Annotated in this window: 9 protein-coding genes; all 9 read left to right on the forward strand. The window is 50.1% G+C overall.

Translation table 11 applies throughout. The annotated features are described in order from the left end of the window. Nucleotides 1-95, forward strand: a 95-nt coding sequence (locus ACZRKO_RS22230) for an EF-Tu C-terminal domain-related protein (RefSeq protein WP_072264976.1), incomplete at its 5' end; no start/stop codon positions are given. 252 nt (nucleotides 96-347) lie between these two features. Next, nucleotides 348-731, forward strand: coding sequence for a preprotein translocase subunit SecE (secE, locus tag ACZRKO_RS22235; RefSeq protein WP_463739286.1), 384 nt, complete (start codon nucleotides 348-350; stop codon nucleotides 729-731). Nucleotide 732: 1 nt separating this feature from the next. Further along, nucleotides 733-1,278 (forward strand): transcription termination/antitermination protein NusG, encoded by a 546-nt coding sequence (nusG, locus tag ACZRKO_RS22240; protein ID WP_463739287.1) that lies wholly within the window; start codon nucleotides 733-735, stop codon nucleotides 1,276-1,278. A 175-nt stretch (nucleotides 1,279-1,453) separates the two neighbouring features. After that, nucleotides 1,454-1,882: a 50S ribosomal protein L11 gene (gene rplK / locus ACZRKO_RS22245; RefSeq protein ID WP_034794998.1), complete on the forward strand. Its 429-nt coding sequence runs from the start codon at nucleotides 1,454-1,456 to the stop codon at nucleotides 1,880-1,882. 3 nt (nucleotides 1,883-1,885) lie between these two features. Then, the gene (gene rplA / locus ACZRKO_RS22250; RefSeq protein ID WP_463739288.1) at nucleotides 1,886-2,590 is read left to right on the forward strand and encodes a 50S ribosomal protein L1; all 705 of its coding nucleotides are present in this window, start codon (nucleotides 1,886-1,888) and stop codon (nucleotides 2,588-2,590) included. Nucleotides 2,591-2,924: 334 nt separating this feature from the next. After that, the gene (gene rplJ, locus ACZRKO_RS22255) at nucleotides 2,925-3,422 is read left to right on the forward strand and encodes a 50S ribosomal protein L10 (RefSeq protein ID WP_034795004.1); all 498 of its coding nucleotides are present in this window, start codon (nucleotides 2,925-2,927) and stop codon (nucleotides 3,420-3,422) included. A 66-nt stretch (nucleotides 3,423-3,488) separates the two neighbouring features. Continuing rightward, complete coding sequence (gene rplL, locus ACZRKO_RS22260; protein WP_013577410.1) at nucleotides 3,489-3,854, forward strand: 50S ribosomal protein L7/L12; 366 nt, start codon at nucleotides 3,489-3,491, stop codon at nucleotides 3,852-3,854. A 330-nt stretch (nucleotides 3,855-4,184) separates the two neighbouring features. Beyond that, nucleotides 4,185-8,213: a DNA-directed RNA polymerase subunit beta gene (gene rpoB / locus ACZRKO_RS22265; protein ID WP_463739289.1), complete on the forward strand. Its 4,029-nt coding sequence runs from the start codon at nucleotides 4,185-4,187 to the stop codon at nucleotides 8,211-8,213. Nucleotides 8,214-8,304: 91 nt separating this feature from the next. Further along, nucleotides 8,305-12,525: a DNA-directed RNA polymerase subunit beta' gene (gene rpoC, locus ACZRKO_RS22270; protein ID WP_463739290.1), complete on the forward strand. Its 4,221-nt coding sequence runs from the start codon at nucleotides 8,305-8,307 to the stop codon at nucleotides 12,523-12,525. Nucleotides 12,526-12,809 lie beyond the last annotated feature (284 nt).

Genomic DNA, 12,809 nt, shown 5'->3' on the forward strand with positions numbered 1-12,809 from the left:
TCCATCCAATCGCGATGGATGACGGCTTGCGTTTCGCAATCCGTGAAGGCGGCCGTACTGTTGGTGCTGGTGTTGTTGCTAAAGTTATCGCTTAATCGCGGATACTTTTTTGTCACTTTACGTTGACGCAAGACACACTAAAAGGGCATCATTCGATGCCCTTTTCTACGCTGTGGCGTGAGAACCTATCTCATCAGCGATTTATACGTCATAATCATTGGTGAGATAGGCTCTGAGATATAGCGTAAAACACCGAGTTGCGCTCACTGTAGAGCATCGATCGGTTTGGTTTGCCTCGCAATGCGAGGCAAAGTTGTTTGTTCTGAATCATTGTGACGGGTTGGTTTATGAGTGCGAATACCGAGGCTCAAGGGAGCGGGCGCGGCCTGGAAGCGGTAAAGTGGGTAGTTGTTGCCGTTTTGTTGGTCGTAGCTATTGTCGGTAACTATTATTACCGTGCATACAGCCTGCCGTTACGTGCGCTGGCAGTGGTTGTTATTATTGCTATTGCAGGTGCGGTGGCATTATTGACGACTAAAGGCAAAGCGACAGTAGCATTTGCGCGCGAAGCGCGTACTGAAGTACGTAAAGTAATTTGGCCTACACGCCAGGAAACATTGCATACCACACTGATCGTTGCTGCGGTAACTGCCGTCATGTCGCTGATTCTGTGGGGGCTGGATGGAATTCTGGTCCGCCTGGTATCTTTTATCACTGGCTTGAGGTTCTAAAATGTCTGAAGCACCTAAAAAACGTTGGTACGTCGTTCAGGCGTTTTCCGGCTTTGAAGGCCGCGTAGCGCAATCGCTGCGTGAGCACATCAAATTGCACGACATGGAAGAGCTGTTCGGTGAGGTAATGGTTCCTACGGAAGAAGTGGTTGAAATCCGTGGTGGTCAACGCCGTAAAAGCGAGCGTAAATTCTTCCCAGGTTATGTGCTGGTTCAAATGGTGATGAATGACGCCAGTTGGCACTTAGTGCGTAGCGTTCCTCGTGTGATGGGCTTCATTGGCGGTACTTCTGACCGCCCTGCGCCAATCAGCGATAAAGAAGTTGACGCTATCATGAATCGCCTGCAGCAAGCCGGTGATAAGCCACGTCCTAAAACAATGTTTGAGCCAGGTGAATTGGTCCGCGTTAGCGATGGTCCATTTGCAGACTTTAACGGTGTGGTTGAAGAAGTGGATTACGAGAAAAGCCGCCTGAAAGTCTCTGTTTCCATCTTCGGGCGTGCAACGCCTGTTGAACTGGACTTCGGTCAAGTAGAAAAAGGCTAACAACTCTTTCAATATCGATTCGAACAGATGTTGTGCAAGGCGCGAAATTAAACTATAATTTCGCGCCTTTTGTTTTTATGTGCAGATTCTGCAGGTAAAACATAAAGAATCAAGTACTGCAAATAACGGGGAGCCTCTTCAAACAGGCGATATCACCCAAACGAGGATATTTACCATGGCTAAGAAAGTACAAGCCTACGTCAAGCTGCAAGTTGCAGCTGGTATGGCAAACCCAAGTCCGCCAGTTGGTCCAGCATTGGGTCAACAAGGCGTGAACATCATGGAATTCTGTAAAGCATTCAACGCTAAGACTGAAAGCGTTGAGAAAGGCCTGCCGATCCCTGTTGTTATTACCGTTTACTCTGACCGTTCTTTCACCTTCGTTACCAAAACGCCTCCAGCAGCAGTACTGCTGAAGAAAGCGGCTGGTATCAAGTCTGGTTCTGGCAAGCCGAACAAAGACAAAGTGGGTAAAGTAACGACTGCTCAGGTTCGTGAAATCGCAGAAACCAAAGCTGCGGACATGACTGGTTCTGACGTGGAAGCCATGGCGCGCTCCATCGAAGGTACTGCTCGTTCCATGGGCCTGGTAGTGGAGGATTAATAAATGGCTAAGCTGACCAAGCGCATGCGCGTGATCCGTGACAAAGTTGATGTTACTAAACAATATGACATCAACGAAGCTGTTGCACTGCTCAAAGAGCTGGCCACCGCTAAATTCGTTGAAAGTGTAGATGTTGCCGTTAATCTCGGTATCGATGCACGTAAATCAGATCAAAACGTTCGTGGTGCTACCGTTCTGCCTAACGGCACCGGTCGTTCTGTTCGCGTTGCCGTCTTCGCCCAAGGTGCAAACGCTGAAGCTGCTAAAGCTGCAGGCGCTGAGCTGGTAGGTATGGAAGATCTGGCTGACCAGATTAAGAAAGGCGAAATGAACTTTGACGTTGTTATCGCATCTCCTGATGCAATGCGCGTTGTAGGTCAATTGGGTCAGGTTCTGGGTCCACGTGGCCTGATGCCTAACCCGAAAGTTGGTACTGTAACCCCTAACGTTGCTGAAGCAGTTAAGAATGCTAAAGCGGGTCAGGTTCGTTATCGTAACGACAAAAACGGTATCATCCATACCACTATTGGTAAGGTTGATTTCGAATCCGACAAGCTGAAAGAAAACCTGGAAGCTCTGTTGGTTGCACTGAAAAAAGCGAAGCCTTCTCAGGCTAAAGGCGTTTTCATCAAGAAAGTTACCCTGTCCACTACCATGGGCGCCGGTGTTTCTGTTGATCAAAGCGGCCTGAACGCAGTAGCTAACTAATTAGCTCCCTGCTTTTATCGCTTTACGCGGGCGGTAGATTTGTCTAGAATCTATGGCCCGTTGTTTCGTTAACGCGAAACCAAGAATTTTCGGTTGGAGCCTGGCCTATCCAGGCCTCCGTCCAAGACCGCAGGTGTCCGGCAACGGACTTAATCCTTCCTGCGTAGACGGTGACAGAGCCTGAAGAAAGTTTTTCTTTGTTTTTTAATAAAGAATATGAATTGTCTTTGCTGGATTCTCTGCTCACCGTGTTTGAACGCTTGATATCGATCTCGGTAACAAGCGATGTGAGTTCCGGGGATTTTCCCCGGCTAAATCCAGGAGCAAAAAGCTAATGGCATTAAATCTTCAAGACAAACAAGCGATTGTTGCTGAAGTCATGGAAGTAGCCAAAGGCGCGCTGTCTGCGGTTGTTGCGGATTCCCGTGGCGTAACTGTAGATAAAATGACTGAACTGCGTAAAGCAGGTCGTGAAGCTGGCGTTTACATGCGTGTTGTTCGCAACACCTTGATGCGCCGCGTCGTTGAAGGTACTCAGTTTGAGTGCCTGAAAGACACGTTTGTTGGTCCAACCTTGATTGCATTTTCTTCTGAACATCCAGGCGCTGCTGCCCGTCTGTTCAAAGATTTCGCGAAAGCGAATGCAAAATTCGAGGTTAAAGCTGCGGCCTTTGAAGGTGAGTTTATCTCTGCGGCTCAAATCGACCGCTTGGCAACTCTGCCTACTTACGATGAAGCAATCGCACGCCTGATGGCAACCATGAAAGAAGCCGCTGCTGGCAAATTGGTTCGCACTCTCGCTGCAGTACGCGATCAGAAAGAAGCTGCTTAATCAGCCTTTCTTTTCTCGTTCATTTGCTTACGTATAAACTATTTCTGAATTCTAGGAACACTTGAAATGTCAATCACTAAAGAACAAATCATTGAAGGCGTTGCAGCTCTGTCTGTAATGGAAATCGTTGAACTGATCTCCGCTATGGAAGAAAAATTCGGCGTTTCTGCTGCTGCTGCTGTTGCAGGTCCTGCTGCTGCTGCTGAAGCTGTTGAAGAAAAAACTGAATTCGACGTTGTTCTGGCCGCTGTTGGCGCGAACAAAGTTGCAGTTATCAAAGCTGTTCGCACCGCGACTGGCCTGGGTCTGAAAGAAGCAAAAGACCTGGTTGAGTCTGCTCCAGCAGCTCTGAAAGAAGGCATCAGCAAAGACGACGCTGAAGCCCTGAAAAAATCTCTGGAAGAAGCTGGTGCTTCTGTTGAAGTTAAGTAAGTTTAACTTCCCGGAGTGCAGTCTGTCCTAACAGACTGATGGCTGGTGACTTTTTAGTCACCAGCCTTTTTGCGCTATAGAGTATCAGTGGTGTTTCACACTGTTTGAGCACTGAACTACTCTAATATCTCTTCTTGATACGCCTTAATATATTGCTGCCGCTTGCTATGGCTCATCCATAGATAATGCGCAACGAAATGATTTAAGAGTGATAGAAACAGATATTGCGGGAAGCGTTTCTGCTTTCCGGTCGACATAAACGGTGTTGCATGAACTGTCCTTCCCAGGGCAGACAAGATTGGGTCACTGATCAGCGAGCTGAGGAACCCTATGGTTTACTCCTATACCGAGAAAAAACGCATTCGTAAGGATTTTGGTAAACGTCCACAAGTCTTGGACATTCCCTTTCTCCTTTCTATCCAGCTTGACTCGTTCCAGAAGTTTATCGAGCAAGATCCGGAAGGCCAGCACGGTTTGGAAGCTGCATTCCGTTCTGTATTTCCAATCAAAAGCTACAGCGGTAATTCTGAGCTGCAATACGTTAGCTACCGTCTTGGTGAGCCAGTATTCGACGTTAAAGAATGCCAGATCCGTGGTGTAACTTTCTCCGCGCCACTGCGTGTGAAACTGCGTCTGGTTATCTACGAGCGTGAAGCACCAGAAGGTACGGTCAAAGACATCAAGGAACAAGAAGTCTATATGGGCGAAATACCGCTCATGACCGAAAATGGTACCTTTGTGATTAACGGTACTGAGAGGGTTATCGTATCTCAGCTTCACCGTAGTCCAGGCGTATTCTTTGACAGTGATAAGGGTAAAACCCACTCCTCGGGTAAAGTGCTGTACAACGCACGTATCATCCCTTATCGCGGTTCATGGTTAGATTTCGAGTTCGACCCGAAAGATAACCTGTTTGTACGTATTGACCGTCGCCGCAAACTGCCAGCGACCATCATATTGCGTGCATTAAGCTATACCACTGAGCAGATCCTTGACCTGTTCTTTGAAAAGGTGACTTACCAGATCCGCGACAATAAGTTGCAGATGGAGCTGGTACCTGAGCGCCTGCGTGGTGAAACTGCTTCCTTTGATATCGAAGCTGACGGTAAAGTCTACATCGAGAAAGGCCGCCGTATCACCGCTCGCCATATTCGTCAGCTTGAGAAAGACGACATTCAGCGCATCGAAGTTCCTGTTGAGTACATCGCAGGGAAAGTAGTTGCTAAAGACTACATCGACACTAATACCGGTGAGCTGATTGTCCCTGCGAACATGGAATTGTCTCTGGATTTACTGGCTAAACTGAGCCAGGCCGGACACAAAACGATTGAAACGCTGTTCACCAACGATCTCGATCATGGCGCGTACATGTCCGAGACCATCCGTGTCGACCCAACCAGCGATCGCTTGAGCGCATTGGTTGAGATCTACCGCATGATGCGTCCTGGTGAACCGCCAACTCGCGAAGCTGCTGAAAGCCTGTTTGAGAACCTGTTCTTCTCTGAAGATCGTTACGACCTGTCTGCTGTTGGTCGTATGAAATTCAACCGTTCTCTGTTGCGTGATGAAATCGAAGGTTCAGGTATCCTGAGCAAAGATGACATCATCCAGGTAATGAGAAAGCTGATCGGCATTCGTAACGGCCAGGGCGAAGTGGATGATATTGACCACTTGGGCAACCGTCGTATTCGTTCTGTCGGCGAAATGGCTGAAAACCAATTCCGTGTAGGTTTGGTTCGTGTTGAGCGTGCGGTTAAAGAGCGTCTGTCTCTTGGCGACCTCGATACTCTGATGCCTCAGGACATGATCAACGCTAAGCCGATTTCGGCTGCGGTGAAAGAGTTCTTCGGCTCAAGCCAGCTGTCACAATTTATGGACCAGAACAACCCGTTGTCTGAGATCACGCACAAACGTCGTATCTCTGCATTGGGCCCGGGCGGTTTGACCCGTGAGCGTGCTGGCTTTGAAGTTCGAGACGTACACCCGACTCACTACGGTCGTGTATGTCCAATCGAAACGCCAGAAGGTCCAAACATCGGTCTGATCAACTCCTTGTCTGTCTATGCGCAGACCAATGAGTATGGTTTCCTGGAAACCCCTTACCGCCGTGTGCGTGAAGGTATGGTTACCGATGAGATTAACTACCTGTCTGCCATTGAAGAAGGCAACTTCGTAATCGCTCAGGCGAACTCCAACCTGGACGAAGAAGGCCGCTTCCTGGAAGACCTGGTCACTTGTCGTAGCAAAGGCGAATCCAGCCTGTTCAGCCGCGATCAGGTTGACTACATGGACGTTTCCACCCAGCAGATCGTATCCGTTGGTGCTTCTCTGATTCCATTCCTGGAACACGATGACGCCAACCGTGCATTGATGGGTGCGAACATGCAACGTCAGGCTGTACCTACTCTGCGTGCTGACAAGCCGCTGGTGGGTACCGGTATGGAACGTGCTGTAGCGGTTGACTCCGGTGTCACTGCCGTAGCCAAACGTGGTGGTACTGTTCAGTACGTGGATGCATCTCGTATCGTTATTCGTGTTAACGAAGAAGAGATGTACCCGGGCGAAGCAGGTATCGACATTTATAACCTGACTAAGTACACCCGTTCTAACCAGAACACCTGCATCAACCAGATGCCGTGTGTAAATCTGGGCGAGCCAATCGAGCGCGGTGACGTGCTGGCAGATGGTCCGTCAACAGATCTGGGCGAACTGGCACTGGGTCAGAACATGCGTGTCGCGTTCATGCCTTGGAACGGTTACAACTTCGAAGACTCCATCTTGGTTTCCGAGCGTGTGGTTCAGGAAGATCGCTTTACCACTATCCATATCCAGGAACTGGCATGTGTGTCCCGCGACACCAAGTTAGGGCCTGAAGAGATCACGGCTGACATCCCTAACGTGGGTGAAGCAGCGCTCTCTAAACTGGATGAATCCGGTATCGTGTATATCGGTGCTGAAGTGACCGGTGGCGACATTCTGGTTGGTAAGGTAACGCCTAAAGGCGAAACCCAGCTGACCCCGGAAGAGAAATTGCTGCGTGCGATCTTCGGTGAGAAAGCGTCTGACGTTAAAGACTCTTCTCTGCGTGTTCCAAACGGCGTTTCCGGTACGGTTATCGACGTGCAGGTCTTCACCCGCGATGGCGTGGAAAAAGACAAGCGTGCGTTGGAAATCGAAGAAATGCAGCTGAAGCAGGCGAAGAAAGACCTGACTGAAGAGCTGCAGATCCTGGAAGCTGGTCTGTTTGCACGTATCCAGTCTGCTCTGGTTGCTGGCGGCGTTGAAGCCGATAAGCTTGGCAAATTACCACGCGATCGTTGGCTTGAACTGTCACTGACCGACGAAGACAAACAAAACCAGTTGGAACAGCTGGCCGAACAGTACGACGAACTGAAATCCGTGTTTGAGAAAAAACTCGAAGCGAAGCGTCGTAAAATCACTCAGGGCGATGACCTGGCACCAGGTGTGCTGAAAATCGTTAAAGTGTATCTGGCCGTTAAGCGTCAGATTCAGCCTGGTGACAAAATGGCTGGTCGTCACGGTAACAAAGGTGTTATCTCCAAGATCAACCCGATCGAAGATATGCCTTACGATGTAGACGGTACGCCGGTTGACATCGTACTGAACCCGCTGGGCGTTCCATCCCGTATGAACATTGGTCAGATTCTGGAAACCCACCTGGGTATGGCCGCGAAAGGCATTGGTGAAAAAATCAATGCGATGCTGAAGAAACATGAAGAAGTTTCCAAGCTGCGCGAGTTCATCCAGAAAGCTTATGACCTGGGCGACGATGTTCGTCAGAAAGTTGATCTGAGCACCTTCACCGACGATGAAGTTCTGCGTCTGGCTGAAAATCTGAAGAAAGGCATGCCAATCGCAACGCCAGTCTTCGATGGTGCGAAAGAGACAGAGATCAAGCAGCTGCTTGAAATGGGCGGAATCCCAACCTCTGGCCAGATCACACTGTTTGACGGCCGTACCGGCGAGCAATTTGAGCGCCAGGTTACCGTCGGCTACATGTACATGCTGAAACTGAACCACCTGGTTGACGATAAGATGCATGCGCGTTCTACCGGCTCTTACAGCCTTGTTACTCAGCAGCCGCTGGGTGGTAAAGCACAGTTCGGTGGTCAGCGCTTCGGTGAGATGGAAGTGTGGGCACTGGAAGCATACGGTGCCGCGTATACCCTGCAGGAAATGCTGACTGTTAAGTCCGATGACGTGAACGGCCGTACCAAGATGTATAAAAACATCGTGGATGGCGATCACCGGATGGAACCAGGCATGCCGGAATCCTTCAACGTATTGTTGAAAGAAATCCGCTCTCTGGGTATCAACATCGAGCTGGAAGACGAGTAAGTACTCGAATTCGCACTGATCACAGGGGCACCTGCCTGTTTAGCAATAGACAGCAGGTGCCTAACAGGTCTAACCCGACGGGAGCTAATCCGTGAAAGACTTACTAAAGTTTCTGAAAGCGCAAACTAAAACCGAAGAGTTTGATGCGATCAAAATTGCTCTGGCCTCGCCAGACATGATCCGTTCTTGGTCTTTTGGTGAAGTTAAGAAGCCAGAAACCATTAACTACCGTACGTTCAAACCAGAACGTGACGGCCTTTTCTGTGCCCGTATTTTCGGACCAGTAAAAGATTACGAATGCCTGTGCGGTAAGTACAAGCGTTTAAAACATCGTGGCGTGATCTGCGAGAAGTGCGGCGTTGAAGTGACCCAAACTAAAGTACGCCGTGAGCGTATGGGCCACATCGAACTGGCTTCTCCAACTGCACACATCTGGTTCCTGAAATCCTTGCCTTCGCGCATTGGTTTGTTGCTGGATATGCCACTGCGTGATATCGAACGTGTACTGTACTTCGAATCCTATGTGGTTATCGAAGGCGGTATGACCAACCTCGAAAAACGCCAGATCCTGACTGAAGAGCAGTATCTTGACGCGTTGGAAGAATTTGGTGATGAGTTTGACGCCAAGATGGGCGCAGAAGCTATTCAGGCCCTGTTGAAAAACATGGATCTGGAAGCGGAATGCGAACAGCTGCGTGAAGAGTTGAACGAAACCAACTCCGAAACCAAGCGTAAGAAGCTGACCAAGCGTATCAAGCTGCTGGAAGCGTTCGTTCAGTCTGGTAACAAACCAGAGTGGATGATCCTGACCGTGCTGCCGGTATTGCCGCCAGACTTGCGTCCATTGGTTCCGTTGGACGGCGGCCGTTTCGCAACGTCGGATCTGAATGATCTGTACCGTCGCGTTATCAACCGTAACAACCGTCTGAAACGCCTGCTGGATCTGGCTGCGCCAGACATCATCGTACGTAACGAAAAACGTATGCTGCAAGAAGCGGTAGATGCTTTGCTGGATAATGGCCGTCGCGGTCGTGCAATTACCGGCTCTAACAAGCGTCCGCTGAAATCTCTGGCAGACATGATTAAAGGTAAACAAGGTCGTTTCCGTCAGAACTTGCTGGGTAAACGTGTCGACTACTCTGGTCGTTCCGTTATCACCGTAGGTCCATACCTGCGTCTGCACCAGTGTGGTCTGCCGAAGAAAATGGCTCTGGAACTGTTCAAACCGTTCATCTACGGCAAGCTGGAACTGCGTGGCCTCGCGACCACTATCAAAGCTGCTAAGAAAATGGTTGAGCGCGAAGAAGCTGTCGTTTGGGATATCCTGGACGAAGTTATCCGCGAACACCCGGTACTGCTGAACCGTGCACCAACCCTGCACCGTTTGGGTATCCAGGCGTTTGAACCTGTTCTGATCGAAGGTAAAGCAATTCAGCTGCACCCGCTGGTTTGTGCGGCATATAACGCCGACTTCGATGGTGACCAGATGGCTGTTCACGTACCGTTGACGCTGGAAGCTCAGCTGGAAGCGCGTGCGTTGATGATGTCTACCAACAACATCCTGTCACCTGCGAACGGCGAGCCAATCATCGTTCCTTCTCAGGACGTTGTATTGGGTCTGTACTACATGACGCGTGACTGTGTTAACGCCAAAGGCGAAGGCATGGTTCTGACGGGTCCTAAAGAAGCTGAGCGCATTTACCGCGCCGGTCTTGCCTCCCTGCATGCGCGCGTCAAAGTGCGTATTACAGAAGAGATCAAGAACACTGAAGGCGAGTCAATTCACCAGACGACGATTATCGATACAACAGTAGGCCGTGCGATCTTATGGATGATCGTACCTAAAGGTCTGCCGTTCTCTATCGTTAACCAGCCGTTAGGTAAAAAAGCCATCTCCAAAATGCTGAACACCTGTTACCGCATTTTGGGTCTGAAGCCGACCGTTATTTTTGCTGACCAGATCATGTACACCGGTTTTGCTTACGCTGCCCGTTCAGGCGCGTCAGTCGGTATCGATGACATGGTTATCCCTGCTAAGAAAGCAGAGATTATCGAAGAAGCCGAAACCGAAGTTGCAGAGATCCAGCAGCAGTTCCAGTCTGGTCTGGTAACAGCGGGCGAACGCTATAACAAAGTTATCGATATCTGGGCCGCAGCTAACGAACGTGTTGCTAAGGCAATGATGGAAAACTTGTCTGTTGAAGACGTCGTCAACCGTGACGGTGTTGTTGAACAGCAAGTTTCCTTCAACAGTATCTTTATGATGGCCGACTCCGGTGCGCGTGGTTCTGCAGCACAGATTCGTCAGCTGGCCGGTATGCGTGGCCTGATGGCTAAGCCGGATGGTTCCATCATTGAAACGCCAATCACCGCGAACTTCCGTGAAGGTCTGAACGTACTCCAGTACTTCATCTCTACTCACGGTGCTCGTAAAGGTTTGGCGGATACCGCATTGAAAACTGCGAACTCCGGTTATCTGACCCGTCGTCTGGTTGACGTGGCACAGGATCTGGTAGTGACCGAAGATGACTGTGGTACTCACGAAGGCATCATGATGACTCCGGTCATCGAAGGTGGCGACGTTAAAGAACCACTGCGCGAACGCGTTCTGGGTCGTGTAACTGCTGAAGATATCATCAAGCCGGGTACGGCGGATATCCTGGTTCCACGTAACACCCTGCTTCACGAGAAGACGTGTGATCTGTTAGAAGAGAACTCTGTCGACAGCGTGAAAGTACGTTCAGTCGTAAGCTGTGAAACCGATTTTGGTGTGTGTGCAAACTGCTACGGTCGCGACCTGGCACGTGGTCACATCATCAACAAAGGTGAAGCAGTGGGCGTTATCGCAGCACAGTCCATCGGTGAGCCGGGTACCCAGCTGACGATGCGTACGTTCCACATCGGTGGTGCGGCATCTCGTGCAGCAGCGGAATCCAGCATTCAGGTTAAGAACACCGGTACGATTAAGCTGAGCAACCACAAGCACGTTACTAATGCTAACGGCAAACTGGTTATCACTTCTCGTAACACTGAACTGAAACTGATCGACGAATTCGGTCGTACCAAAGAACGTTACAAAGTGCCTTACGGTTCTGTAATGGGCAAAGGTGATGGTCAACCTGTTAATGGCGGCGAGACCGTTGCTAACTGGGATCCACACACCATGCCAGTTATCAGTGAAGTGAGTGGTTTCATCCGCTTTGCTGATATCGTGGATACCCAGACCATTACCCGTCAGACCGATGATTTAACTGGTTTGTCTTCACTGGTTGTTCTGGATTCTGCAGAACGTACCGGTAGTGGTAAAGATCTGCGTCCGGCACTGAAAATCGTTGATGCCAAAGGCGACGACGTATTGATCCCAGGTACAGATATGCCTGCTCAATACTTCCTGCCAGGTAAAGCGATTGTACAGCTGGAAGATGGTACTCAGATCCACTCTGGTGATACCCTGGCGCGTATTCCTCAGGAATCCGGCGGTACCAAGGACATCACCGGTGGTCTGCCACGTGTTGCTGACTTGTTCGAAGCACGTCGTCCGAAAGAGCCTGCAATCCTTGCTGAAATCAGCGGGATTATCTCCTTCGGTAAAGAGACCAAAGGCAAACGTCGTCTGGTAATTTCTCCGTTAGATGGCAGCGATGCTTACGAAGAAATGATCCCGAAATGGCGCCAGTTGAACGTGTTCGAAGGCGAAGTTGTGGAACGTGGTGACGTCGTATCCGACGGCCCAGAATCTCCACACGACATTCTGCGTTTACGTGGTGTTCATGCGGTTACCCGCTACATCACCAACGAAGTGCAGGAAGTTTACCGTCTGCAAGGCGTTAAGATTAACGATAAACACATCGAAGTTATCGTTCGTCAGATGTTGCGTAAAGGCACCATCGTTAGCGCTGGTGGCACTGACTTCCTGGAAGGCGAGCAGGCAGAAATGTCTCGCGTTAAAATCGCTAACCGTAAGCTGGAAGCTGAAGGCAAAATCACGGCAACATTTAGCCGTGACCTGCTCGGTATCACCAAGGCTTCCTTGGCGACCGAGTCCTTCATCTCTGCAGCATCGTTCCAGGAAACGACGCGCGTTCTTACCGAAGCCGCTGTTGCGGGTAAACGTGATGAACTGCGCGGCCTGAAAGAAAACGTCATCGTTGGCCGTCTGATCCCAGCCGGTACCGGTTACGCGTATCATCAGGAACGTGCACGCCGTAAAGCTCAGGGCGAAGTGCCGGTTGTACCGCCAGTTAGCGCGGACGAAGCAACGGCTAACCTGGCTGAATTGCTGAACGCCGGTTTTGGTAACAGCGACGATTAATCGTCTCTGATATCTGACTGCTTAAAAACCGCTCCTACGGGAGCGGTTTTTTTTTGGATGTAATTCGGCGGTGATATATCAGAAGAAGAATTCAGAGGTACCGCCATAAACTGGGGGATGAGGTCAGTAGATGGCGGCAGTTTTGGAAGCGGAGCCAGGAATCACGGCTCCGGCCACTGACGAACGTGTAGCGGCAAAAGCACATTACTGACTCCTGCCTGCACGGGCGAGGACTTTGAATCAGGCTGCCGATCTGGATTCAGAAAAGAATTTGCCCTCTCAAT

It is taken from the genome of Ewingella sp. C233, from assembly GCF_055407225.1.